Genomic DNA, 24265 nt, shown 5'->3' with positions numbered 1-24265 from the left:
CTCAAGCGGGAAAGCGTCGGCCGTCGGCGAACAGCATCAGCCGATCGCGAGGGACCGAGAGGTGGACGGTGCCGCCGAGCTCTGCCGGCGGGCGGCGCTCGGTGTTCACCTTGATCTTGGTTGCAGCGCCGGCGCTGTCGCCGGCGCCGATGCGGGCCTTGGTGAGGTAGCGGCCGGCAATGCCGATCGCCTGGTCGACGAGCGTCGCCGGCACGCTGCCGGGCGAGGCCGCGCCGTCCATGCGCACTAGTTCCGGGCGGATGCCGACGGTGATCTTGGCTGCCCGCGGCAGGTTGCCGGGCGCCGTCAGCGGCTGGCCGAGGATCGGCGCGTGGACCTCGCCGTTCCGCACGGTCGCGGCGATGAAGTTCATGCCGGGATTGCCGAGGAACCAGCCGCCGAACTCCGAGGTCGGCTCGTTGTAGAGCACCTGCGGCCGGTCGTATTGCAGGATGCGACCGTCCTTCATCAGCGCGATGCGGTCGGCGAGCGTCATCGCCTCGGTCTGGTCGTGGGTGACGTAGACGATGGTCTGCCGCAGCCGCTGGGTCACCAGCTTGAAGGCGCGGATCAATTGCAGTTTCGCGTTGACCTCGACGTTCGTCGTCGGCTCGTCGAACAGCACGATCTGCGACTGGCGGGCGACGGCCCTGCCGACGGCGACCTTCTGCCGCGAGCCGGCGTCGAGATCCTCGATGAAGGCGCCGGCAAGCGGGCGGATGTCGAGGACATCCAGCACCTCGTCGACCCGGCGCTGGCGCTCGGTGGCGGAAACGCCGCGGTCGTAGAGCATCGGCAGGCCGATGTTCTCGGCAACCGAGAGTGTCGGGTACATCACGGGGTACTGGAACACCATGCCGACATCGCGCTTGCGCGGCGGCAGCCGGGTGACGTCGCGGCCGCCGAACAGGATCCGGCCGCTCGTCGGCCTCTCCAGCCCGGCCAGCATGCGCATCAACGTGGTCTTGCCGCAGCCGGAGGGGCCGAGCAGGCAGGCGACCTCGCCATCGGCAAAGCGCATGTCGATATCATTGACGGCCGTGAAGGCGCCGAAGCGCTTGGTGACGTGCTCGATGACGATCTCGGCCATGTCAGGCAATCCTCTCGTCGCGGCGGCGGCCGGTGGCGCCGTCGAAGAGCATGATGTCGGCGGGATCGACCTGCAGCGTCACGGCATCCCCGAGCTGCGGCGGCACGGCGCCGGACAGCGGCAGCGTCGCGGTCAGCGGGAAGCCGCCGGCATCGAGATAGACCACCGCCTCGCCGCCGAGGTTTTCGACCAGCGTGACGCGGGCCTCGATCACGAGCGCCCCGCCGGACCCGCTGGGGCGAGGGACGAGGCGCACCGCTTCCGGCCGAAGACCGGCGATCACCGCGCCGTCCGCCGTGGCCGCGGGAAAGCGCAAGGGGCCGGCCTCGACCGTCCCGGCTGCGGCCTTGCCGGGGATGAGGTTGGCGTGCGGAAAGCCGATGAGGTCGAGCGACCGGGCGTGCGCCGGTCGGTCGTAGACGGCGATCGCCGTATCGTGCTGGACGACGCGGCCCTCGTCGATGACGACGAGCCGCTGCGCCATGGTCAGCGCCTCCAGGCTGTCCGACGTCGCATAGAGGAAGGTCGCCTTCAGCTCCTGGCGCAGGCTCTTCAACTCTTCCATCAGCCGCTCGCGCAACTTGTAGTCGAGGCCGACCAGCGGATCGTCGAGGACGAAGATCTCGGCATTCTTCAGAAGCCCGCGGGCGACGGCGACGCGCTGCTTCTCGCCGCCCGACAGCTGGTCCGGCGTCTTCTTCAGAAGATGGGTGATCGACAGGATGCCGGCGGTGCGGTCGACACGAACGGCGATCTCGTCTTTGGCGACCTTCGCCAGTGTGAGGGGATAGGCCATGTTCTCGGCCACCGTCTGATGCGGGTAGAGCGCAAAACTCTGCGGCACGTAGCCGATCGGCCGCTGCGCCGGCGGCGCGTCGGTGATGTCGCGGCCGCCGAGCAGGATGCGGCCGTTGTCGGGCTTGTCGAGGCCGACGAGGATGCGGAACAGCACCGACTTGCCGGCATGCGGCGGCCCGCAGAGAACGGTGAAGCTCTCCGGCTCGACGGCAAGGGTGAAGCCGTCCAGCGCCTTTTTGGCGCCGAAGCTGCGGGTGACGGACTGGAAGGTGAGCGACATCGCGGTTACCGGCCCATCACGGAGAAGTACGGCACCAGAAGGATGCCGACGCCGAAGACGACCGCGACGACCACGAGCACCTTGGCGATGAAATAGAGGCTGCGGCCGGCCGAGGCGTCCTTCTTCAGGTTGCCGACGGCGATCTGCAGCAGGGTCGAGACGACGAGGATGCTGAGGCCGACCTTGTAGAGGGTGAGGTTGTAGCGCTGGGCGATCAGCAGGATGCCGATCACGAGGCCGAAGATCAGCGTCGTCTCCAGCCGCTCGGGAAAGCTTCTCGCATGCTTCATGGCCTCAGACCTCGCCACGGACCGTGCCGAAGGTCATGCCGACGAGCAGGTATTTCTGGAAGATGTAGATGAAGAGGATCGGCGGGATAATGTAGATCGAGGTCATCGCCGAGATGAAGGTCCAGTTGACGCCGCCATCGGCATAGGTGCCGACCGCCAGCGCATAGGGAATGTTCTGCGTCGTCACGCCGCCGATGATGAAGTTGAACAGGAACTCGTTCCACACGAAGATCAGGTTGAAGATGAAGGCGGCGATGAGGCCGGGGCGGACCTGCGGCAGTACGACCTTGAAGATGACGTGGAACCAGGAGCCGCCATTGACGATGCCGGTCTCGTCGAAGCGCGTCGACACGCCGTCGAGGAAACCCTTCAGGATCCAGACCGAGAAGGGGATCGAGAACATCGCGTAGAACAGCATCAGCCAGAGGTGCGAATCCTTCCAGCCGAAGGCAACGTACATCAGGAACACCGGCAGGATCACCGCCGGGCCCGGCAGCATGCGGATCGACAGGAGCAGGAACATCAGGAAGTCGGTACCCTTCGGCTTGAAGCGCGAGAAGCAGAAGGCAGCGAGGAACGAGACGAAGACGGCGATGATCACCGCGCCGAGCGACAGGACAATGGAATTGCCGATCTGCAGGAACAGCGAGTCGCGCTGGAACAGGGCGACGTAGTTCTCGAGCGTCGGCGAGAAGATCAGTTTCGGCGGCATGGCCAGGATGTCGGTGCGGGTCTTGAACGAGGCCAGCACGATCCACGCGATCGGCGCGAAGAAGAACAGCGAGATCGCCCAGAGGCCGGCGTAGTAGGCCCATTCGCGGATGCGGCTCATCTCTCAGCCCTCCCGCCGGCGTCTAAGATTGAGAACGAAGATGAAGACGCTGGTCATGGCGATGGAGATCAAGAGCAGCAGCACCGAATAGGCCGAGGACCAGCCCATGTTGAAGCTCTCGAAGGCCTGCTTGTTGAGCTCCAGCGCGACGAGGCGGGTCTGCTGGCCCGGCCCACCCTTGGTCATCGGGATGATCAGGTCGAGCGTCTTGAAGCTGTCGATGGTGCGCAGGAGAATGCCGAGCATCAGGATGAACTTGCCGTGGTGCCAGATCACCAGGCTCAGCCGCCGGAAGAACGGGACGCGGTCGATCTCGGCGGCCTCCAGCTCGGCTTTCGGCACCGAGCCGAGGGCGGCCAGCGTCATCAGCGTCATGAACGGCGTCCACATCCAGCAGTCGACCGCCAGGACCGCCCAGAAGGCGATCCTCGGATTGCCGAGAAAGTCGATCGGGCCGATGTCGAACAGGCCGCTCGCCATGGCGTTGAGGACGCCGAAGGTCGGATCGTAGATGAAGCGGAAGAAGGTGCCGGTGGCGACCGGCGTCAGCACCATCGGCGCGAACAGCAGCGTCAGCGCCAGCCGCCGGCCGGGCATCTGCTTCGATCCCCAAAACAGGAAGCCGAGCGCGGCGCCGAGGAGCGTCTGGATGGTGACGCCGAACAGCACGAAGGTGAAGGTGCGCGACAGGTCGTACCAGATGGCGTTCTTGGAATTGAAGATCTGGATGAAGTTGCGGAAGCCGACGAATTCGGGCGGCACGCCGCCGGTCAGCGAAAAGTTGTAGAAGGAAAGACCGAGCAGCCACAGCGTCGGAATGGTGTTGAAGACGATGAAGAAGATCAGCACCGGTGCGAGCAGCGTCGCCACCAGCGTCTTGCGGTCGTCGAACAGGCGGGCGAGGCGGGGCATGGGCTTCTCCGTGGACCGGCTGCGGCGGCGGGGGTGAGGCGGCGGTGGTGAGGCGCCGACCGCTTTGGCGGTCCTGCGTAGGCTTTGGCGTGGGCATCGCGGTCGGATGAAGGGCAGCGATGCTTGCGTTTCGGGGTGCTGCCGGAGTGGCAGCAAGGGCTTGGCGCCGGGTTTTCAATTTCGTCATCCCGGGCTTGACCCGGGATCCATGCCAACCGCGGCGACCGCCGTAGTCCGGGTCAGGTGGGCCGCAGCAAGGCGCCGACTTGGCAGTTCAAGCGATTTGGAATGGATCCCGGGGTCAAGCCCGGGATGACGAACTGAGAGGTGGCGGCCTTGCTTCCGGAGGCCAGAGGCCAGAGGCCGGGGGCTAGAGGCCAGAGGCCCGGCAAGCGGGGCACCAAGCCCCGCCCGCCTCGATGTCGCGCGTAGAGACGTCGCGCCTACAGCGACGTCATCGCGCATGAATCCCCCGGCGCCGTCTTCGACGTGCCGGAGTCGTAAAGGATCTGCTGCTGGGCGCAGGCGATGTAGTCGAGCACGGCCTGCGGGTCGCTCGACTGTCCCGTCACGAAGGAGGAATAGCCCTCCTGCTGCACCGCCAGCATCTCCGAATATTTCGGGTCGTGCCAGAAATCGCGCGAGCGGCCGTCTTCCAGCATGAACTTGTAGGTGCGGTTCCACGGGTTGATGTCGTTGAAGTCGGCGCGCGACAGCGTCGTCTTGTCGGCGGGGTTGCCGCCGCGCTTGGCGAACTCCAGCGCGGTGTCGGGCTGGTACCACCAGTTCATGAAGTCGATCGCGACCCGCATCTTGGTCTCGTCGTTGAACTTGTTAATCACCCAGGGCTGGCCGCCCATGGAGTAGATCCGCTTGGCGGCCTCGCCGGTGCCGTGCTTGGGCGGCGGCACGACGAGCACCTTGCCCTTCAGCTCCTCGGTGATCATCGCCGGGCCGACGGCGGCCCACTGGATGGTCGAGAACACCTTGCCCTGCACGAAGACGTCGATGCCCTCGGCAATGCCGATATTGGTGGCGCCGGGCGGGGCGTATTTCAGCCAGTCCTTGAAGGCCTGCAGCGAGGCAGCGTTGGTCGGGGTGTTGAGAACGCCCTCGATCTGGCCGGTCGCCGGGTCCCAGAGCTCGCCGCCGCGGCTCCAGAGGAAGTTGTTGAAGGCGCATGTCGCGAAGTCGTAGACGCGGCTGTACTGCTGGGCAAAGCCCCAGCGCTGCTCATCCGGCCGGGTGAAGAACTCGGCCACCTTCTCGAACTCGTCCATGGTGAGGGCTTCGAAGTCCTCGAAGGTCTGCGGCAGCGGCTTGCTGTACTTGGCCTGAAAGGCTTCCTTCTCCTTCGGGTCCTCCAGCCAGTCCTTGCGCACGAACAGCGCCTCGACGTCGCCCTCCTGCGGCAGGCCCCAGACGTCCTTGCTGCCGTCGGGATAGGTCATGTAGGTGTCGACGACGGTCTTGGAGTACCAGTCGAGCTGCAGGCCCTTGTTGGCCGCAATGACATCGTTCAGCTGCAGGATCCAGCCGGGCTGGGCGAGCGCGCCGAGCCACTGCGAATCCGAGATGATGATGTTGAATTCCTGGCTCTTGGTGACGAGCGAGGTCGCCGCCTTCTGGAAAAGGTCTGAGAACGGCGCTTCCTGGAAGGCGAAGGAGACGGTGTAGCCGTATTTCTCCTTCACGTAGTCGGCGAACAGCGGCGACATCTTCACGCCGAGCGAGGAGGGAACCCAGCCGGCGATGCCGAGGATGTTCATCTCGATCGACTGGCCCTTCAGCGGATGCGCTTCCTGCGCGCTCAGCCGGTTGATGAACGGTGCACTCAGCGCGCTGGACAGTCCGAACGCGGCGGCACCCTTTAATATTGTGCGGCGCGGCAAGATGATGCCGTGCCCAGAATTTGGGACATTCTTCATGAGACCCTCCCAGTGCAACCGCAGTTGCTAACGTTTCCGAACGACTTCTTGACGAAGTTCATTTCCACGATTTACCCCGTGCTCAACCTTTGACAGTTGCTGCAGTGCGGTGCCGCGAATAGTTATTGGCGACAATATTCAAATCGGTTACAACAAATGTCAAGATGGCTCGGCGCAATGGTTTCCCCTCACGGCAGAACGACAGCGGAAGGGCTTCCGGCAAGGCTGCGCCGGCGGCGAGCGCGTTTCTGCCGGCGGCCCGCGAGCGCCACGCCGCCGAGGTGATCCCGCTGCATTTCCAGGACGATCCGCTGCTCTGGGCCGGCTGGCTCTACGCCGAGGACGGCATGACCCAGAACGACATCGCGTCGGTCATGGGCGTTTCGCGCGCGACGGTGAACAACTACCTCGCCGAGGCCCGCAGCCGCGGCATCGTCACGCTAACAATGGATCCCGCGCGCCTCGGCGAGTTCTCGATCGCCGAGGCGCTGAAGCAGCATTTCCGGCTCGACGCCTGCATCGTCATCCCCGCCGCCGGTGCCGGCCGGCCGCTGATCGAGCGGCTCGGCGTCGCCGGCGCGCGGGTGCTGCGGGGCCTCGTCAAGCCCGGCGACAGCATCGGCGTCGCCTGGGGGCGGACGGTGATGGCGGTGGCGAGGTCGATGGCGCCGGTCGAGGTGCCGGACGTCTCGGTGATCCAGGTCACCGGGGGCCTCACCGCGACGTTCGACTTCTCGCCGGAGCTCTGCGTCTCGCGCCTCGCCCAGGCCTTCGGGGCCCGGTCGATCAACATCACCGCGCCGGCCATGGTCTCGAGCCCCGAGGTGCGCGAGATCCTGATGGCGGAAAAGATCCTCGCCGAGCAGTTCGCACTGGTGCGCGGCGTCGACAGGCTGCTCTTCGGCATCTGCACGACGCGGCCGGACAGCCTGATCTACGCGAGCGCCCTGATCACGCCCGAGGACATCGCCGACCCCGTCGCCAGCCGGGCGACGGCGGTGGTGGCCGGGCGGCTGATCGACGACCGCGGCAGACCGATCGCCGGCAAGCTCGACGACCGGACGATCGGGCTCGGCCTGCCGGACATGCTGAAGATCAAGACTCGCATCGCGGTGGCCGGCGGCGCCGACAAGGTTTCGGCGATTCTGGCCGTGCTGCGCGGGCGCTACGCCAACATCCTGATCACCGATGCGCTGACCGGGCACGGCATCCTGCAGGCGGAGGGCGTGCCGGAGGCGCTCGGCCAATTGAGGGGAACGCGGAAACTGCAGGCGCTGGGAGGCAATGGCGTGAAGACCAAGAAACTGATCAACGACCCGAAGGACATCATCGAGGAAATGCTGGAGGGCATCGTCACGGCGCATCCAAAGCTCGTGCGGCAATTGCCGGACGCGCCGCGGGCGCTGGTCGCGGTCGAGGGGCCGCGCCAGGGCAAGGTCGGGATCGTCGTCGGCGGCGGTTCGGGGCACGAGCCGACCTTTCTCGGCTTCGTCGGCAAGGGCCTCGCCGATGCCTGCGCCGTCGGCAACGTCTTCGCCTCGCCGCCGCCGGACCCGATCCTCGCCTGCACCAAGGCGGCCGACGGCGGCGCGGGCGTGCTGCACCTCTTCGGCAACTATGCCGGCGACGTCATGAACTTCGAGATGGCCTCGGAAATGGCCGCGATGGAGGACATCGAGGTGCGCACGGTGGTGACCACCGACGATGTCGCCTCGGCGCCGCGCGACCAGCGCGACCAGCGGCGTGGTGTCGCCGGAAACTTCTTCATCTTCAAGGTGGCGGGCGCGGCGGCCGACAGGATGTGGTCGCTCGACGAGGTGGAGCGCGTCGCGCGCAAGGCCAATGATTTGACCTTCACCGTCGGCGTCGCGCTGTCGCCGTGCTCGCTGCCGCAGACGCTGCGGCACAATTTCGAGATCGGCGACGGCGAGATGGAGATCGGCATGGGCATCCATGGCGAGCCCGGCATCCGCCGCGAGGCGCTCGGCACCGCCGACGCCGTGACCGACGCGATGCTCGAGCGGATCTTCGCCGAGCTGCCGACGGAGAAAGGCGGCAAGGTCGCGGTGCTCGTCAACTCGCTGGGGTCGACGCCGCTGATGGAGCTCTACGTCGTCAACCGCCGCGTGCAGCAGCGGCTGGCCAAACGCGGCATCGCCGTGCACGCGACTTTCGTCGGTCCCTATTGCACCTCGCTGGAAATGGCGGGCATGTCGGTGACGCTGATCCATCTCGACGACGAGCTGACTTCGCTTCTCGACCACCCTTGCGACTGTGCGATGTTCCGTGCGGGGTGAGGCCGAGCCTGCGCGGCCCGGGGCCGGAAGCCCGTTCGCCGTGACCTCTGGGAGAATTGACGTGACCGACATCGCCGCCCGCGACCTGATCGCCCTTTTCAAGGCGATCGCCGACATGATCGAGGAGCATAAGGACCATCTCAGCCAGCTCGACGGCGTGATCGGCGACGCCGACCACGGCGTGACCATGGGCATCGGCTTTGCCGCCGTCACCGAGGTGCTGGCGGGGCTCGACCCCGACGCCGAGCCGACGGCGGTGTTCAACACCGCGGCGAAATCCTTCCTCAACGCCGTCGGCGCCTCGTCCGGGCCGCTCTATGCCACCGCCTTCCTGCGGGCGGGCGCGGCGGTGAAGGGCAGAGCGGTGCTCGACTGCGACGCCATGGTCGATGCGGTCGCCGCGATGGCGCGCGGCATCCAGGAACGCGGCAAGGTCGTTCGCGGCGAGAAGACCATGGCCGATGCCTGGCTGCCGGGTGCCGAGGCGGCGCAGGCCGCCCGCGACGCCGGCCAGCCGCTCGCAGCATGCCTTAGCGCGGCCGCCGCAGCGGCCTCGGAAGGCGCCGAGGCGACCAAGGCGATGACGGCCTCCAAGGGCCGCGCCGCGCGCCTCGGCGAGCGGGCGCTCGGCCACATGGACCCCGGCGCGCGGTCGGCGGCGCTGATCATCGCCGTCATGGCCGAGCATTTCGCCGCGGCCTGATCCGCGTATCACCCGGCGGCAGCGCGGAAGGCCGTCGCGCCAAGCTACATCCCGGAAAGGACGAGAGTGCCGACGACCGAGACAGAATTGCGCCAGCATATCATCGACTGCTGCCGTGAGATGAACCGCAACGGGCTGAACCAGGGGACCTCCGGCAACATCTCGGTCCGCCATGAGGGCCGCATGCTGATCACCCCGACCGCGACGTCCTATGAGGCGATGCGCCCGGACATGCTGGCCTCGATGCCGATCGACGACAACGCGGTGGCGGTGTTCGAGGGGCCGCTCCGGCCGTCTTCGGAATGGCGTTTCCACCGCGACATCCTGCGCGAGCGGCCGGAGATCCACGCCGTCGTGCACGCGCACCCGACCTTCGCGACGACGCTGTCGATCGGCCGCCTTTCCATCCCGGCCTGCCACTACATGATCGCCGCTTTCGGCGGCAACGACGTGCGCTGCTCGGATTTCGCCGTCTACGGCACGGCCGCGCTTTCCACCCATGCCCTGAAGGCCTTGGAGGGCCGTACGGCCTGCCTCCTCGCCAACCATGGCAGCATCGCCCTCGGCGCCGATCTCGACAAGGCGATGTGGCGGGCAGTCGAGCTCGAGACCATCGCCCGGCAATATTTCTACAGCCTGCAGCTGAAGGACGGTCCGGTCATTCTGGGCGACGCCGAGATCAAGGAGACCCTCAGGAGCTTCGGGGCCTACGGCCTGCAGGCAAAGCCGGCGGCCTAGCCGCCGACCGCAAGCCGGATCGCTCGGAGAAGGCGTCAGGGCGTTCTGCAACGGAGGAACTGGTCGCCGTCCGCTTGCGGCGCGCCGACGGCATGGCGTACCTCAGGCGATGCCGGGCAGCGGTCGAAGGCTGCGCCCATCTCCGGCGAGGCGCCTTTGGCCTTGCCGAGAAACAGGAAGGTCAATGCGCGTGTCCCACGGTATTCTGGTCCTCGATGGCGGCATGAGCCGCGAACTGGTGGCGTTCGGTGCCACGCTGCGCCAGCCCGAATGGTCGGGGCTCGCTCTGATCGAGCAGCCGGAGATCGTCGGGAAGGTGCACCGCGTCTTCATCGAGGCCGGCGCCGACATCGTCACCACCAACAGCTATGCGCTGGTGCCGTTTCACATCGGGCAGGAGCGGTTCGACCGGGATGCGACGATGCTCGCCGATCGCGCCGGTCGGCTGGCGCGCGCCGCTGCCGATGCCTTTCCGGAGCGGCGGGTCCAGGTCGCCGGCTCGCTGCCGCCGCTGTTCGGCTCTTACGAGCCGGAAAACTTCGATGCAGCGCTCGCGCCCAGCTATCTCAGCCGGCTCGTTCCCGGCCTTGCCCCGCATGTCGACCTCTGGCTCGGCGAGACGCTGAGCCTGATCGCCGAGGGCCAGGCGGTCTGCGATGCTGTGGCGGCGAGCGGCAAGCCGGTCTGGATCTCCTTCACCCTCGACGAGGAGTCCGCCGGCCACGGCACGCCGAAGCTGCGCTCGGGCGAGACGGTGAAGGCTGCGGCCGAGTGGCTCGCGAGGTCGCCGGCGGTGGCGATGCTGTTCAACTGCAGCCAGCCGGAGATCATGGCGGAAGCCGTCGGGGTCGCCGCGGCGGTGCTGGATTCCGCCCGCCCGGACGTCCGGATCGGCGTCTATGCCAACGCCTTCGAGGTCAAGGCAGACGACGAGGTCGCCAACGAGACGCTGACCGAGCTGCGCGGCGATCTTGAGCCCCGGCGCTATGCCGGCATGGCGGCGGAGTGGGTCGAGAAGGGCGCCTCGATCGTCGGCGGCTGCTGCGGCATCGGCCACGAGCACATCCACTGCGTCCGACAGGCTTTCCCGGGCTGAAAGCCGGGTACGAGCGATGAGGCCGGCAATGCCGGCCTCCTGAAGGTCAGGCCGTGGGACGCAGCAGGTCGAAGGCGGCGAGCGACAGGCCGATGACGCCGTAGCCGATGCAGCGCTCATCCGGCTGGTAGTCCGAATTGTGCAGCCTGTCGTCGCGGCCCGGCGTCTGCGCGCCGACGCCGAGCTGGAAGGCCGGCACTTTGGCGCCGACAAGGGCGAAATCCTCCGCGCCGAGCGAGGCCGGCCGGGCGTGCACGACGTCGCCATAATGCTCGGTGATGCTCTTTACCGTCGCGCGCAGCAGCGTCTCGTCGCTGACGAGCGAGGGCACGCCGCGCACCATGTCGAGCCGGCAGTCGACCCGCATCGACGCTGAGACGCCGGCGCAGATCCTGAGGATCGCCTGCTCGATCAGGTCGCGGTTTTCCGGGTGCTGCGTGCGCACCGTGCCGATCAGCCGGCAGCTGTCGGGAATAATGTTGTGGGCGAGCCCGCCCTCGATCCCGCCGATGGTCAGCACCGCCGGGTGCATCGGGTCGACCTCGCGCGCGACGACCGTCTGCAGCTGCAGGATCAGCGTCGCCGCCGCCACAATGGGGTCGCAGGCATGCTGCGGCCGGGCGGCATGGCCGGACGTACCGGTGACGAGGATGCTGAACTCGTCGGAGGATCCGTTGGAGATGCCGGGCGTGTAGCTGAAGCTGCCGACGGCCTCGTCGGGGTGGTTGTGGAAGCCGAGCGCCATGTCGACGCCGTCGAGCGCACCGTCGTCGATCATCGCCGCCGCACCGCTGTCCGACGTCTCCTCGGCCGGCTGGAACATGAAGCTGATGCGCCCGGACAGTTCGTCCTTTAGCCGTTCCATGACCTCGGCGACACCGAGGAGGGTCGCCACGTGCAGGTCGTGCCCGCAGGCGTGCATCTTGCCCTCGATCGTGCTGGCGAAGCCAAGCCCCGTCTGCTCGTGGATCGGCAGCGCGTCCATGTCGGCGCGGATCAGGAGGTGGGGGCCGGGCCGGCCGGTGTCGATCTGCCCAAGGACGCCGGTGCGACCGATGCCGGAACGCGCCGGAATGCCGAGCGCTGCCAGCCGGTCGGCGACAATGCCTGACGTGCGCACCTCTTCGAACCCGACCTCCGGATGGGCGTGGATGTCCCGGCGGATGGCGACGAGGTCGGGGGCGATCGACGCGGTGATTTCCTCGATCTTCGAGCTGAGGCTGTTGGCAAGCATGGTGGTTCCTTCGGCGGCAGGTGGCGCGGAGGGAGTGCAAGATCCCTCGCATCAGACAGCGCCTACCGTTTTTCTAGCGCCACCGCGAGAGCGTCTGCCGCACCTGTCTGCCGCAAGAAAGGCGCATGCCGTGTCCTCCAAGGCTTTCCCCTTTTTTCAGTGTGACGGCGTCTCCTGGCCCAAAACCGCTTGTAATTGAGTATTTCTTCCCTTTCGGCCGGGCTGCGCGGACGCTATCCCTGCCGGATATCTCAGACGCAGGAGCACCATGGCATGACGGACAGATTCGAGAGCGGTCCATTCTTCACGGGCATGAGCCGGCGTGGCCTCCTGAAAGCCTCCGCCATGCTCGGTGCCGGCGCGCTCCTGTCCGGCAGCGCGCTCTCGGCTGCGCTGGCGCAGGAGGCTTCGACGCCGAAGCGGGGCGGCCACCTGATCCTAGGCCTCGACACCGCCTCGAGCTCCGACAGCCTGGACCCGGCCTTCTATACCGAAGCCTACATGTACACGGTCGGTTTCCAGCTGTTCAATACGCTGGTCGAGATCGACGACACCGGCGCGCTGGTGCCCTCGCTGGCGGAAAGCTGGGAGCCGGTTCGGCCGGACGGCTCGGCCTGGCGCTTCAAAATCCGCAAGGGCGTGCTGTTCCACAACGGCAAGGAGCTGACGGCCGCCGACGTCATCTACTCCATCAACCATCACCGCGGTGAGAAGAGCGGCTCGGGTGCCAAGGGCCAGCTCCTGACCATCACCGAGCTGACCTCGCCGGCGCCAGGCGAGGTTGTCTTCACCCTCGACTCCGGCAATGTCGATTTTCCGGCGACGCTGACCGACTATCATCTCGGCATTGGCCCGGACGGCGGCGACTTCACCAAGGGCATCGGCACCGGCGCGTTCAAGCTCGAAAGCTTCCAGCCGGGCGTGCGCGCCTTGACCTCGCGCTTCGACAGCCACTGGAACCCGGCCCGCGGCCATGTCGACAGCTGCGAGACGATCGCGATGAACGACGCGACCGCACGGCTTGCAGCGGTCATGAGCGGGCAGGTGCACGCGATCAACCGCGTCGAGCCGCGGATGATCTCGCGGATCCAGTCGCTGCCTTCGATCGCGCTGACGACGTCGCCGGCCAACACGATGTTTACCTTCCCGATGCGGATGAACGCCGCGCCGTTCGACAATGACGACGTCCGCAAGGCGCTGAAATACGCGATCGACCGCGAGGCGATGGTCGCGACCGTCATGGGCAGCATCGGCACCGTCGGTAACGACAACCCGATCGCGCCCTGGAACAAGTATTATTCCGACGATCTGCCGAAGAATGCCTACGACCCGGACAAGGCCCGCTTCCACATGAAGAAGTCGGGCTTTGCCGGCGCCTTCGAGCTGTCGGCCTCCGACAACGGCTTCCCCGGCGCGGTCGATGCGGCCCAGCTCTTCCAGGTTTCGGCCAAGGCCGCCGACATCGACATTCAGGTCAACCGGGTGCCGAGCGACGGCTACTGGGACGAGGTCTGGATGAAGAAGCCGTTTTGCGCGTCGAACTGGTCGATGCGGCCGACGGCCGACGCGATGCTGTCGCTGGTGTTCAAGTCCGACGCGCCGTGGAACGAGACCGCCTGGAAGCGGCCCGACTTCGACGCCAAGCTGATCGCCGCGCGGTCGGAGTTCGATGAGACCAAGCGCAAGCAGATCTACCACGACCTGCAGCTGATGCTGGTCGAGGACGGCGGCGAGATCATCCCGGCCTTCTCCGACCTGAAGGTCGCGTCGTCGACCAAGCTGTCGGGCGTCACCAGCGTGCCCGGTGGCGGCGACCTCTGCGGCTACCGCCTGCCGGAAAAGGTCTGGTTCAACGCCTGATCGGACGGGAATGCGGCGATGGCTTTGGGGCCTTCGCCGCTCCCTTTCTTCGCGCAAGGCCGGGTGCTGGTGACGGCGGCGGGCCTTGCCGCGCAGATCTCACGCCTGTCTCCCCGAAAGGCTCCATGGCTCCGAAAATCCTGAGCGTCGAGACCGACGCAGCGCTTCCCGGGCGCGCCGACGTCGTCATCGTCGGCGGCGGCATCATCGGCCTGACCACGGCGAAGCATCTCGCCGAGGCCGGGATTTCCTGCGTCGTCTGCGAGAAGGGCGTCCTCGCCGGCGAGCAGTCGAGCCGCAATGCCGGCTGGGTGCGCCAGCAAGGACGGGACGTCCGCGAGGTCGAGCTGTCGATCAAGAGCCTTGCCGCCTGGAACAGCCTTGACGCCCGCATCTCGGGCGATACCGGTTTCCGCCAATGTGGCAGCGTCTATGCCTTCCGCGACGAGAGTGAGCTTGCTCCTTATCAGGCCTGGATCGACCGTGCCCGGGAGTGCGGGCTGGAGACAAGGGTGATCGGCCGGCGGGAGATCGCCGAAAAGGCACCCGGCTTCGAACACAGCTACCCCGTCGGACTGTTCACCCCGAGCGATGGCCGGGCCGAGCCGCAGCGGGCTGCCCCGATGATCGCCCGGCATGCCCGCTCGCTCGGCGTCACCGTCCTCGACCACTGCGCGGTGGAGGGGATCGAGACCGCGGCGGGCGCGGTTTCCGCCGTGGTGACGGAAAAGGGCCGCGTCGCGACCTCAACCGTGGTCGTCGCGGCCGGTGCCTGGTCCTCGATGTTCGTTCGCCCGCTCGGCGTCCGCCTACCGCAGCTGAAGGCGCGCGTCTCGATGGCCAAGTCCGACGTGGCTTTGGATGGACCCGATGCGGCGCTCTGGATACCCGGCCTCTGCATCCGCCGCTGCGACGATGGCCGCTATTCGATCGAGCAAGGCGGGCAGTACATCGCCGACATCGTGCCCGACAATCTGAGGTTCTTCCGCGACTTCCTGCCCTCGCTGCTGCAGCAGCGCGGTGATGTGAAATTGCGCCTCGGAAGGCGATTCTTTCGCGAACTCGGCTACGAGAACTGGTGGAATAAGAAGGAGGCGTCGCCGTTCCGCCGGGAGCGCACGCTTGATCCCATCCCCTCGCAGGCGATCGTCGCCGGGGTGAAAGCGATGATGAACCGTCACCTCTCAGCGCTCGGCAAGGCCGGGGTGTCCGAGACCTGGGGCGGCTATGCCGACGTGACACCGGACGCCATTCCTGTCATTTCCCGGGTGGGACAGGTGCCGGGACTGGTGCTTTCGACCGGCTACTCCGGTCATGGTTTCGGGTTGAGCCAAGCGGCCGCGCGGCTCACGGCCGACATCGTGCTCGATCGGGCACTGCCGCCCGAGGCCCGCCATTTCGATTTTCAGCGCTTTTCGGCGAGAGCCTGAGCGAGCAGAGAGGCCACCAGTGATCGACATCGACAGCCAGAGCGTCGCGCTGGCCGCTGCGCCAGACGCCCGGCGGCGCGACCGCTCGACGGGGATCGCCGGGTTGATCATTCGCCGCGTCGGCCTCGGCTTGTTGACCTTGCTGGCGGTGTCCCTGCTGATCTTCGCAGGCACGCAGATCCTGCCAGGGGATGTCGCCACTGCCATGCTCGGGCAGCAGGCGACGCCGGAGGCCGTGGCCGCCATACGCGCGACGCTCGGCCTCGATCAGCCGGCGCTGCTGCGCTATGCGCACTGGCTCGGCGGCATCGTCCAGGGCGATCTCGGCATCAGCACCAGCAACCGCCAGGAGATCGCCGCCAGCCTCTGGCCGCGGCTGCAGAACACGCTGTTTCTCGCCGGCTTTGCCGCGATCGTCGCGACGCCGCTGGCGCTGGTGCTGGGCGGCGTGTCCGTCCTCTACCGCGACCGCTCCCTCGACCGCTTCATCAACATCGTGACGCTCGCGGCGATCTCGTTGCCGGAGTTCTTCGTCGGCTACCTCCTGATCGCCTATGTCGCGGTGCAGTGGAACTGGCTGCCGACCAATTCCCTGGTGTTCGACGGCATGCCGCTCGTCGACCGGCTGGAGGCGGTGCTGCTGCCGTGCCTGACGCTCGTCCTAGCCGTCCTCGGCCACATGATGCGGATGACCCGCGCGGCGCTGATCAACGTGATGTCGGCGCCCTACATCGAGACCGCGAAACTCAAGGGCCTGCCACCTTGGCGGATCATCTCGCGGCACGCGCTGCCGAACGTGCTCGGGCCGATCATCAACGTCGTGATGCTGAATTTCGCCTATCTCGTGGTCGGCGTCGTCGTGGTCGAGATCATCTTCGTCTATCCCGGCATGGGCCAGTACATGGTTGACCACGTCACCAAGCGGGACGTCCCGGTGGTGCAGGCCTGCGGCCTGGTGTTCGCGGCGATCTACATCGGCCTGAACCTTGCGGCGGACATCCTGACGATCCTCGTCAATCCCCGTTTGCGCCTGAAGCGGTGAGCCGATGCCCCGTCTGACCCTTTCCGCCGCGCTCGCGCTGATCGTCCTTGGCCTCTTCGTCCTCGTCGCCGTGCTGGCGCCGCTGATCGCCCCGCATGCCGGCTACCAGCCGATCGGCGGCGTCTGGGAGCCCGCTTCCGCCGCTGCCCCGCTCGGCACCGATACGCTCGGCCGCGATCTCCTGTCGCGGCTGATCTTCGGGGCGCAGATCACCCTCGTCATCGCCGCCGCCGCCACGGTCCTTGCCTTCGTCGGCGGCACGGTCCTCGGCTTTCTCGCCGCCGCCATGGGCGGCTGGGTCGACCAGCTGCTGTCGCGGCTGAACGACGTCCTGATGTCGATCCCGACGCTGATCTTCGCGCTGGTGGTGCTGTCGATCCTGCCGAAGACGACCGCCGTGCTGATCGCCGTGATGGCCGTGCTGGAGGCGACGCGGGTGTTCCGGGTGAGCCGGTCGATCGCCGGCGACCTCGTCGTCGCCGACTATGTCGAGGTGGCGCGGATGCGCGGCGAGGGCTGGGCCTGGATCGTCTTCCGCGAGATTCTGCCGAACGCTCTGTCGCCGCTGCTGGCCGAACTCGGCCTGCGCTTTGCCTATGCCGTGCTGTTCCTCTCGACGCTCTCCTTCATCGGGCTCGGCATCCAGCCGCCGGCGGCCGACTGGGGCGCGCTGGTGCGCGAGAACAAGGACGGCCTCCTGTTCGGCATCACCTCGGCGCTGATCCCGGGCTTTGCCATCGCGATCCTTGCCGTCGCCGTCAATCTCGTCGTCGACTGGCTGATCAACCGCAGCAGCAGCACCAAGGGAGGACGCTGAGATGAGCTTGCTCAGCGTCCGCGATCTCGAAATTCGCGCTGTCTCCGGCAAGGCGCAGGACGGCGCGGTCATCGTCGACCGGGTCTCGTTCGACCTAGCGCCGGGCAAGGTGCTCGGCCTCATCGGCGAGAGCGGCGCCGGCAAGTCGACCATCGGCCTCGCCGCCATCGGCCATCAGCGCGAGGGGCTGGCGATCACCGGCGGCAGCATCGCCTTTAAGGGTGCCGAGCTCGGCCGCATGTCGCCGGCAGCGCTCCGCGACTTCCAGGGCAACGCCGTCGCCTATGTCGCGCAGTCGGCCGCGGCCGCCTTCAATCCGGCGCAGACGCTGATGGCGCAGATCATCGAGGCCTCGCTCTGGCACGGCCAGCTCAGCCGGCGGGAGGCCGTGGCGCGCGCGACCGAGCTCTTCCGCCTGCTCGCGCTGCCGGACCCCGCGACCTTCGGCGACCGCTACCCGCACGAGGCCTCCGGCGGCCAGCTGCAGCGGGCGATGACGGCGTTGGCGCTCTGCCGCAAGCCGGCGCTCATCGTCTTCGACGAGCCGACGACGGCGCTCGACGTCACCACCCAGATCGAGGTGTTGGTGGCGATGAAGCAGGCGGTGAAGGAGACAGGCACTGCGGCGCTCTACATCTCGCACGACCTCGCCGTCGTCGCGCAGATCGCCGACGACATCCTCGTCCTGCGAAAGGGGAAGACCGTCGAGCTCGGCAGCGCCGACCAGATCGTCAACCGCCCCGCAGAGCCCTATACCCGCGACCTCGTCGCCGTCCGGCAGGCGGCGCGACCCGGCGCGACCGAGACCGCCTCGGATCTGCTGTGGGTCGAGCGGCTCGACGCCGCCTATGGCTCCTCCAAGGTCCTCCACGGCGTCAGCCTTGCCGTCGGGCGCGGCCGCACGCTGGCGGTCGTCGGCGAGTCCGGCTCGGGAAAGTCGACGCTGGCGCGGGTGATCATGGGGCTTCTCCCGCCGTCGAGCGGCACCTTGCGCTATGACGGCGCCGTGCTCGATCCCGCGTTGCGGAGGCGCAGCAAGGAAGCGCTGCGCAAGATCCAGATCGTCAACCAGATCCCCGACACCTCGCTCAATCCACGCCAGAGCATCGGTGAGATCATCGGCCGTCCGTTGACCTTCTATTTCGGTCTGCGGGGCGCCGCGCGCCGGGCAAAAGTCCTGTCGCTGCTGGAGGAGATGGAACTGCCGGCAAGCCTTGCCGAGCGCTATCCGGCCGAGCTCTCCGGCGGGCAGAAGCAGCGCGTCTGCATCGCCCGCGCGCTTGCCGCCGAGCCCGAGCTGATCGTCTGCGACGAGCCGACTTCGGCGCTCGATCCGCTGGTCGCGGCCGGCGTCCTCGGCCTTCTCGCCCGGCTGCAGGCCGAGCGTTCGGTCTCCTACCTCTTCATCACCCACGACATCGCCATCGTCGAAGCGATCGCCGACAGCGTCGCCGTCATGCACCAAGGCAAGATCGTCCGGTCAGGCCCGAAGCAGACGGTGCTGTCGCAGCCCTTCGACGACTATACCGACCGGCTGCTCAAGGCGGTGCCGCGGATGGAGATCGGCTGGCTGGAACGCTATCGCGCGGCGCTGTAGCGCCCAATCTGACGCACACGAGGCAGCGCCACCGTGGCTGCGCGCCGCAGCGGCCCCTGTCGCAGCGAAAGGGCTACTGACGGTTGGCTTGTCGCCCCACGACGTAGGACCGGCTGGAAAGCCGTCTCGTTCTATTCCCGTCATGGCACCGTGAAATCCCCCTCAGACGACGCGAACCACCCGCTTGACTTATCAACCTGACAGACGTCAGATGTCAGACAACTTTTGGGGCTGGGGAGGGGTGCCGTGCTGAACAATCTCTCCCGTCTGCCGCGGTCCGACCGGGTCAAGGACGTCGTTTCGGCCTTTGCCGACTTTATTGCGAAGTCCGGGCTCGGGGCGGGCGACCGGTTGCCGACCGAGCGTGAGATCATGGAGGCGCTCGGCATCGGCCGCTCCACCGCCCGCGAGGCGATGCGCTATCTCCAAGCGCTCGGCATTGCCGAGACGCGCAAGGGAAGCGGCTCCTTCCTGCTGCGGGTTGTCTCCCCGTCGACCATCCACATGCCGCTGTCCTTCGACGCCCTGCACCAGCGGGATGCGCTGCTGCAGACGCTAGACGTTCGCCGCGGGCTGGAGGTGGAGGCCAGCATGCTGGCAGCCAAGCGCGCCGATGCGGACGACATCGCGGATCTCGGCGCGAAGCTTGAGGAGATGGAGCGGGTGCATCTGGAGAAGGGGACGGCCGGCCGCGAGGATCTCGCCTTCCACCTCTCGATCTACGACGCCACGCACAATCCGATGTTCCGCCAATTGCTGGAACAGATGCGCGAGGCGTTCGAGCACTTCTTCGCAAAACCCTTCGACCGGCCGGATTTCGCGCGCCGGTCCTTTCCCTTCCACCGCGAGCTGTTCGAGGCGATCGCCGGCGGCAACCCCGCGCTCGCGCGGGAGAAGACGCTCGCGATCCTCGACATCGTCGAGGAGGATATCAAGGACATGTCCCTATGAACGATGGCGCCTTTTCCGCCGCTGACGCCGCCTTCATCGTGGCGCATGACGAGCCGAACCCCTATGAGGCGGTCGTCCCGCCGATCGTCCAGACCTCGCTCTTCACCTTCTCTTCCTATCAGGACATGGAGGAAACCTACCGCGGCCTGAAGGTCCGGCCGACCTATTCGCGCGGTCTCAACCCGACGGTGCGCATCTTCGAGGAGAAGATTTCAGCGCTTGAGGGCGCCGAGGATGCGCTGGGCTTTGCCAGCGGCATGGCGGCGATCTCCTCGACCGTTCTGACCTTCGTCGAGCCAGGCGAGCGCATCGTTTGCGTCCGCCACGTCTATCCCGATGCCTACCGCCTGTTCGAGACGCTGCTGAAGCGCCTGCGGATCGAGGTGACCTATGTCGACGGCCGCGACGAGGCAGCGGTGGCCGCCGCGATGCCCGGCGCAAAGCTGTTCTACATGGAGAGTCCGACCAGCTGGGTGATGGACGTGCACGACGTCGGCGCCCTGGCGTCGATCGCCCGCGCCCACGGCGTGATGACCGTCATCGACAATTCCTGGGCCTCGCCGATTTTCCAGAACCCGCTCGCGCTCGGCGTCGACATCGTGCTGCATTCGGCCTCGAAATATCTCGGCGGCCATTCCGACGTGGTGGCCGGCGTCGTCGCGGGTTCGGCGGCGCATATCGGTGAGATCCGCTCGGCGACGCTGCCCTATCTCGGTGGCAAGCTGTCGCCCTTCGACGCCTGGCTGCTAATCCGCGGCCTGCGCACTCTGCCGATCCGGATGAAGGCGCACGAGAGCGCGGCGCTAGATCTGGCGCAGCGGCTGCTGGCGCACCCGGCGGTGGAATCGGTGCAGCATCCGGGCCTCGCCAACAGCCTGCCGGCGGGACTTACCGGCACGTCAGGCCTGTTCTCCTTCATCTTCAAGGACGGGATCGACATTCCGGCCTTCAGCGACCGGCTTTCGGTGTTCAGCCTTGGCGTCAGCTGGGGCGGGCACGAAAGCCTGGTGGTGCCGGGGAGGGTGGTGCGGGCCCAGGCGGCCGCGCCGAACTCCGCCGTCGCCTTCGGCATCCACGAGAATTCCGTGCGGCTGCATGTCGGGCTGGAGGGCGCGGACACGCTCTGGCGCGACCTTGCTGCCGCCATCGACCACGCGACGCTCTGAGGGACGTCGCCGCTTTCTGCCTGAGACCAGATCAACCCGTGCCCGGCATGAGACCGGCCAGACAAGAAGGATGACGCGATGCTCAAGATACTCCTGACTGCGACTTTCCTCTCCACATGCCTCATCGGCGCGGGCCAGGCGCAGACGGTGCTGAAGCTCACTGAGGTCATCACCAGCCCCGAGCGCACCGAGACGCTGCAGGGTTTGGTGAAGACCTTCGAGGCCGCCAATCCCGGCACCACCGTCGAGATCACCTCGCTGCCCTGGGGCGAAGCTTTCGAGAAGTTCGCGACCATGGTCTCGGCTGGCGAGACGCCGGATGTCGTCGAGATGCCCGACACCTGGCTTGCGCTCTACGCCAAGAACGGCGCGCTGGAGAATCTCGAGCCCTACCTCAAGGACTGGCAGTACACCGCCGGCCTCAACGACCGCGCGCTGCAGTTCGGCCGCGCCGTCGACAACACCGCCTACACGCTGCCCTACGGCTTCTATCTCCGCGCCATGTTCTACAACAAGAAGCTATTCAAGGAGGCCGGCGTCGAGGCGCCGCCGGCGACGCTAGACGAGTTCACCGCGGCCGCCGAGAAGATCTCGAAGCTGCCGGGGAAATCGGCCTATTGCCTGCGCGGCGGCCCCGGCGGGCTGAACGGCTGGGTGATGTTCGGCGCCATCGCCAATGGCGACAACACCTTCTTCAAGGAAGACGGCACCTCGACCTTCGCCGAGCCCGGCTGGGTCAAGGGGCTCGCCTACCTCACCGACTTCTACAAGAAGGGCTATGCCCCGAAGGATTCGATCAACTGGGGCTTCAACGAGATCGTCGCGGGCTTCTATTCCGGCACCTGCGCCATGCTCGACCAGGATCCCGACGCGCTGATCTCGATCGACGAGCACCTGTCGGCCGAGGAGTATGGCGTCGCGCCGATGCCGAAAGGCCCATCCGGCAAGACCTTCCCGACGATTGGATATGCAGGGTGGTCGATGTTCTCGGCCAGCGCCAACAAGGATCTCGCCTGGAAGCTGATCGAGACGCTGGAAGGACCGGAGGGCAACATCGCCTGGAACAAGCGCACCGGGGCGCTGCCGGTGCACAAGGCGGCGGAGCAGGATCCGTTCTACGCGCAGGAGAAGTTCAAGGGCTGGTTCGAGGAACTGTCGGATCCGAACGTCGTGCCGACGATGATGCCGACCGATCTCGAGGAGTTCGCCTTCTTCAAGGACTCGCTGGTGATCAAGACCAGCCAGGAGGCGCTGCTCGGCGCGACGACGCCCGAGGATCTCGCCAAGACCTGGGCGGACTACCTCACCGCCGCCAAGCAGAAGCAGATGGCGCAGTAGTTCGACCGGCGCGCGGCGCGAGCCGCCGCGTGCCGCCCTCGCGGGAACCTCCATTGGTGGGGGCTCCGCCCGTGCCAACTGAAGAGACGAGATGACCGCCATCGGCCAATCCCCCGGCGCGAGCCCCGACAGACCGACCGGCCGCCGCCTCGGCGCCCGGCTGGAGCCCTATCTCTACACTGCGCCGGCGGTGATCCTGATCGTCACGGTGATGCTGGTGCCGCTGGTGATCGGCATCACCTACGCCTTCCGCGACATCCGCTTGCTCAACCCGTTCGGCGGCGGCTTCGTCGGCCTGCAGCATTTTGCCAAACTCTGGAACGACGAGGACTTCTTCCTCGCCCTCGAGAACACGGTGTTCTGGACGGCGACCTCGGTCTTCTTCCAGTTCACCCTGGGCCTCATCCTCGCGCTTCTCCTCAACGTGCCGTTCGCCGGGCGGGGTGTCGCGCAGGCGCTGGTCTTCCTGCCCTGGGCGGTGCCAAGCTTCCTGTCCGGCCTCGACTGGGCCTGGCTGTTCAACCCGGTGGTCGGCCCGATACCGCATTGGCTGACGGCGCTCGGCCTGATGGACCAGCCTGTCAATATCCTTGCCGATCCCGATCATGCGATGTGGGGGCCGATCATCGCCAATGTCTGGTGGGGCATCCCCTTCTTCGCGATCACGCTGCTGGCCGCCCTCCAGTCGATCCCGAAGGACATCTACGAGGCGGCGGCCATCGACGGCGCCGGCCCGCTCGAGCGCTTCCGGGCGATCACCTTGCCGTTTCTTGCGCCGACCATCGCCATCGCCGTGCTCCTGCGCACGGTCTGGGTTGCGAACTTCGCCGACCTCATCGTGGTCATGACCAATGGCGGCCCGGCCGACCGCACCCAGATCGTCGCGAGCTACATCTTCACCACCGCCTTCCGCCGGCTCGATTTCGGCTATGCCTCGGCGATCGCGCTGGTGCTGCTGGTGCTCCTGATGATCTATTCGCTGCTGCTGGTCGTCCTGCGGCAGACGCTGCTGGCGAGGTCCTGACCATGGCTTCCCGCACGAAACGCATCGCTGGCACGCTCGCCCACCGTACCGCGATCCTCGCCTTCATCGCCTTCGCGCTGTTCCCGCTCTACTGGCTCCTGAAGGTCTCGTTGACGCCCAACAAGCTGCTCTACAGCGAGGGCGTGCGGCTCTGGCCCTCGGCGACGAGCTTCGAGCACTACAGCTTCGTCCTGCAGCATTCGAGCTTCCCGCTGTTCTTCCGCAACAGCCTGATCGTCTCGCTGTCGACCGCCGTTCTGGTGACGCTGATCGCGGCCGGCGCTGGATACGCCATGTCGCGCTTCCTCTTTCGCGGGAAATTCTTCCTGATCGCCCTGATGCTGGTGACGCAGATGTTTCCGCTGGTGATGCTGATCGCGCCGATCTTCAAGATGCTGACGCCCTTCGGCCTGACCAACAGCCTGACCGGCCTCGTCGTGGTCTACACCGCCTTCAACGTCCCCTTCGCAGTGTTCCTGATGCAGTCCTTCTTTGACGCGATCCCGAAGGAGCTGGAGGAGGCGGCGCAGATGGACGGCGCCAGCCGCTTCACCGCGTTTCGCCAGATCATCGTGCCGCTGACGCTGCCAGGCATGGCGGCGACGCTCGGCTTCGTCTTCACCGCCGCGTGGAGCGAGCTCTTGTTCGCGCTGATGCTGATCTCGAAGACCGATGCCAGCACGTTTCCGGTGGGGCTCCTGTCCTTCGTCTCGAAGTTCGGCGTCAATTTCGGGCAGATGATGGCCGCCGGCGTCCTCGCGCTGATCCCAGCCGTCCTCTTCTTCCTCATGATCCAGCGCTTCCTCGTGCAGGGCCTGACGGCCGGCGCGGTCAAGGGCTGA

General features: G+C 66.8%; 21 protein-coding genes. 14 read left to right on the top strand and 7 right to left on the bottom strand.

What is annotated here, in order from left to right; all coding sequences use genetic code 11:
- Position 1 precedes the first annotated feature (1 nt).
- The 6 genes from ACZLZY_RS11370 to ACZLZY_RS11345 form a co-directional block, all read right to left on the bottom strand.
- On the bottom strand, positions 2-1090 hold the full coding sequence (locus tag ACZLZY_RS11370) for an ABC transporter ATP-binding protein (protein WP_472934017.1): 1089 nt from the start codon (positions 1088-1090) through the stop codon (positions 2-4).
- A 1-nt stretch (position 1091) separates the two neighbouring features.
- A complete protein-coding gene (locus ACZLZY_RS11365; RefSeq protein ID WP_472934016.1) occupies positions 1092-2168 on the bottom strand; it encodes an ABC transporter ATP-binding protein in 1077 nt (358 codons plus the stop codon).
- Positions 2169-2173: 5 nt separating this feature from the next.
- Positions 2174-2458 (bottom strand): hypothetical protein, encoded by a 285-nt coding sequence (locus ACZLZY_RS11360; RefSeq protein WP_472934015.1) that lies wholly within the window; start codon positions 2456-2458, stop codon positions 2174-2176.
- Between the two features lie 4 nt (positions 2459-2462).
- Positions 2463-3290 (bottom strand): carbohydrate ABC transporter permease, encoded by an 828-nt coding sequence (locus ACZLZY_RS11355; protein WP_472934014.1) that lies wholly within the window; start codon positions 3288-3290, stop codon positions 2463-2465.
- Between the two features lie 3 nt (positions 3291-3293).
- Entirely contained in the window at positions 3294-4202 is a 909-nt protein-coding gene (locus ACZLZY_RS11350) for a carbohydrate ABC transporter permease (protein WP_472934013.1), read from the bottom strand.
- Positions 4203-4645: 443 nt separating this feature from the next.
- Positions 4646-6130: an ABC transporter substrate-binding protein gene (locus ACZLZY_RS11345; RefSeq protein ID WP_472934012.1), complete on the bottom strand. Its 1485-nt coding sequence runs from the start codon at positions 6128-6130 to the stop codon at positions 4646-4648.
- A 164-nt stretch (positions 6131-6294) separates the two neighbouring features.
- On the opposite strand from ACZLZY_RS11345, the gene ACZLZY_RS11340 reads away from it, so the two are divergent.
- The 4 genes from ACZLZY_RS11340 to ACZLZY_RS11325 all read left to right on the top strand — a co-directional run bounded on the left by ACZLZY_RS11340 (position 6295) and on the right by ACZLZY_RS11325 (position 10964).
- Positions 6295-8427 carry a bifunctional sugar-binding transcriptional regulator/dihydroxyacetone kinase subunit DhaK gene (locus ACZLZY_RS11340; protein WP_472934011.1) on the top strand — a complete coding sequence of 711 codons (2133 nt, stop codon included), beginning with the start codon at positions 6295-6297 and terminating at the stop codon, positions 8425-8427.
- A gap of 61 nt (positions 8428-8488) precedes the next feature.
- Positions 8489-9130, top strand: a complete 642-nt coding sequence (dhaL, locus tag ACZLZY_RS11335; protein WP_472934010.1) for a dihydroxyacetone kinase subunit DhaL — start codon at positions 8489-8491, stop codon at positions 9128-9130.
- Positions 9131-9196: 66 nt separating this feature from the next.
- Positions 9197-9868: a class II aldolase/adducin family protein gene (locus tag ACZLZY_RS11330; RefSeq protein WP_472934009.1), complete on the top strand. Its 672-nt coding sequence runs from the start codon at positions 9197-9199 to the stop codon at positions 9866-9868.
- A 184-nt stretch (positions 9869-10052) separates the two neighbouring features.
- Complete coding sequence (locus ACZLZY_RS11325; protein WP_472934008.1) at positions 10053-10964, top strand: homocysteine S-methyltransferase family protein; 912 nt, start codon at positions 10053-10055, stop codon at positions 10962-10964.
- Positions 10965-11010: 46 nt separating this feature from the next.
- On the opposite strand, the gene ACZLZY_RS11320 is transcribed toward ACZLZY_RS11325, so the two are convergent.
- A complete protein-coding gene (locus tag ACZLZY_RS11320; RefSeq protein WP_472934007.1) occupies positions 11011-12198 on the bottom strand; it encodes a M20 metallopeptidase family protein in 1188 nt (395 codons plus the stop codon).
- Positions 12199-12471: 273 nt separating this feature from the next.
- Between ACZLZY_RS11320 and ACZLZY_RS11315 the strand changes: the two genes are divergently transcribed.
- The 10 genes from ACZLZY_RS11315 (at position 12472) to ACZLZY_RS11270 (ending at position 24265) form a co-directional block, all read left to right on the top strand.
- On the top strand, positions 12472-14058 hold the full coding sequence (locus ACZLZY_RS11315) for an ABC transporter substrate-binding protein (protein WP_472934006.1): 1587 nt from the start codon (positions 12472-12474) through the stop codon (positions 14056-14058).
- A 125-nt stretch (positions 14059-14183) separates the two neighbouring features.
- Positions 14184-15488, top strand: coding sequence for an NAD(P)/FAD-dependent oxidoreductase (locus ACZLZY_RS11310; protein WP_472934005.1), 1305 nt, complete (start codon positions 14184-14186; stop codon positions 15486-15488).
- A 49-nt stretch (positions 15489-15537) separates the two neighbouring features.
- Positions 15538-16530 carry an ABC transporter permease gene (locus ACZLZY_RS11305; protein WP_472934203.1) on the top strand — a complete coding sequence of 331 codons (993 nt, stop codon included), beginning with the start codon at positions 15538-15540 and terminating at the stop codon, positions 16528-16530.
- 4 nt (positions 16531-16534) lie between these two features.
- On the top strand, positions 16535-17347 hold the full coding sequence (locus tag ACZLZY_RS11300; protein WP_472934004.1) for an ABC transporter permease: 813 nt from the start codon (positions 16535-16537) through the stop codon (positions 17345-17347).
- A 1-nt stretch (position 17348) separates the two neighbouring features.
- Entirely contained in the window at positions 17349-18944 is a 1596-nt protein-coding gene (locus tag ACZLZY_RS11295; RefSeq protein ID WP_472934003.1) for an ABC transporter ATP-binding protein, read from the top strand.
- 246 nt (positions 18945-19190) lie between these two features.
- Entirely contained in the window at positions 19191-19895 is a 705-nt protein-coding gene (locus tag ACZLZY_RS11290; RefSeq protein ID WP_472934002.1) for a FadR/GntR family transcriptional regulator, read from the top strand.
- Positions 19892-21061, top strand: a complete 1170-nt coding sequence (locus tag ACZLZY_RS11285) for a PLP-dependent transferase (RefSeq protein WP_472934001.1) — start codon at positions 19892-19894, stop codon at positions 21059-21061. The genes ACZLZY_RS11290 and ACZLZY_RS11285 overlap by 4 nt, the downstream gene beginning before the upstream one ends.
- Positions 21062-21139: 78 nt before the next feature.
- Positions 21140-22399, top strand: a complete 1260-nt coding sequence (locus ACZLZY_RS11280) for an ABC transporter substrate-binding protein (RefSeq protein WP_472934000.1) — start codon at positions 21140-21142, stop codon at positions 22397-22399.
- Between the two features lie 91 nt (positions 22400-22490).
- Positions 22491-23423 carry a carbohydrate ABC transporter permease gene (locus tag ACZLZY_RS11275; RefSeq protein WP_472933999.1) on the top strand — a complete coding sequence of 311 codons (933 nt, stop codon included), beginning with the start codon at positions 22491-22493 and terminating at the stop codon, positions 23421-23423.
- 2 nt (positions 23424-23425) lie between these two features.
- Positions 23426-24265 (top strand): carbohydrate ABC transporter permease, encoded by an 840-nt coding sequence (locus ACZLZY_RS11270; protein ID WP_472933998.1) that lies wholly within the window; start codon positions 23426-23428, stop codon positions 24263-24265.

It is taken from the genome of Mesocryomonas lacus, assembly GCF_055730135.2.
Note: the sequence above shows the minus strand (reverse complement) of the source record. Positions and strands in the feature narration are given on the sequence as shown.

Coding starts and splice junctions, on each gene's coding strand:
- ACZLZY_RS11370 (WP_472934017.1), bottom strand. CDS start 1,090: ATGGCCGAGATCGTCATCGAGCACGTCACCAAGCGCTTCGGCGCCTTC.
- ACZLZY_RS11365 (WP_472934016.1), bottom strand. CDS start 2,168: ATGTCGCTCACCTTCCAGTCCGTCACCCGCAGCTTCGGCGCCAAAAAG.
- ACZLZY_RS11360 (WP_472934015.1), bottom strand. CDS start 2,458: ATGAAGCATGCGAGAAGCTTTCCCGAGCGGCTGGAGACGACGCTGATC.
- ACZLZY_RS11355 (WP_472934014.1), bottom strand. CDS start 3,290: ATGAGCCGCATCCGCGAATGGGCCTACTACGCCGGCCTCTGGGCGATC.
- ACZLZY_RS11350 (WP_472934013.1), bottom strand. CDS start 4,202: ATGCCCCGCCTCGCCCGCCTGTTCGACGACCGCAAGACGCTGGTGGCG.
- ACZLZY_RS11345 (WP_472934012.1), bottom strand. CDS start 6,130: ATGAAGAATGTCCCAAATTCTGGGCACGGCATCATCTTGCCGCGCCGC.
- ACZLZY_RS11340 (WP_472934011.1), top strand. CDS start 6,295: ATGGCTCGGCGCAATGGTTTCCCCTCACGGCAGAACGACAGCGGAAGG.
- ACZLZY_RS11325 (WP_472934008.1), top strand. CDS start 10,053: ATGCGCGTGTCCCACGGTATTCTGGTCCTCGATGGCGGCATGAGCCGC.
- ACZLZY_RS11320 (WP_472934007.1), bottom strand. CDS start 12,198: ATGCTTGCCAACAGCCTCAGCTCGAAGATCGAGGAAATCACCGCGTCG.
- ACZLZY_RS11315 (WP_472934006.1), top strand. CDS start 12,472: ATGACGGACAGATTCGAGAGCGGTCCATTCTTCACGGGCATGAGCCGG.
- ACZLZY_RS11310 (WP_472934005.1), top strand. CDS start 14,184: ATGGCTCCGAAAATCCTGAGCGTCGAGACCGACGCAGCGCTTCCCGGG.
- ACZLZY_RS11300 (WP_472934004.1), top strand. CDS start 16,535: ATGCCCCGTCTGACCCTTTCCGCCGCGCTCGCGCTGATCGTCCTTGGC.
- ACZLZY_RS11295 (WP_472934003.1), top strand. CDS start 17,349: ATGAGCTTGCTCAGCGTCCGCGATCTCGAAATTCGCGCTGTCTCCGGC.
- ACZLZY_RS11285 (WP_472934001.1), top strand. CDS start 19,892: ATGAACGATGGCGCCTTTTCCGCCGCTGACGCCGCCTTCATCGTGGCG.
- ACZLZY_RS11280 (WP_472934000.1), top strand. CDS start 21,140: ATGCTCAAGATACTCCTGACTGCGACTTTCCTCTCCACATGCCTCATC.
- ACZLZY_RS11275 (WP_472933999.1), top strand. CDS start 22,491: ATGACCGCCATCGGCCAATCCCCCGGCGCGAGCCCCGACAGACCGACC.
- ACZLZY_RS11270 (WP_472933998.1), top strand. CDS start 23,426: ATGGCTTCCCGCACGAAACGCATCGCTGGCACGCTCGCCCACCGTACC.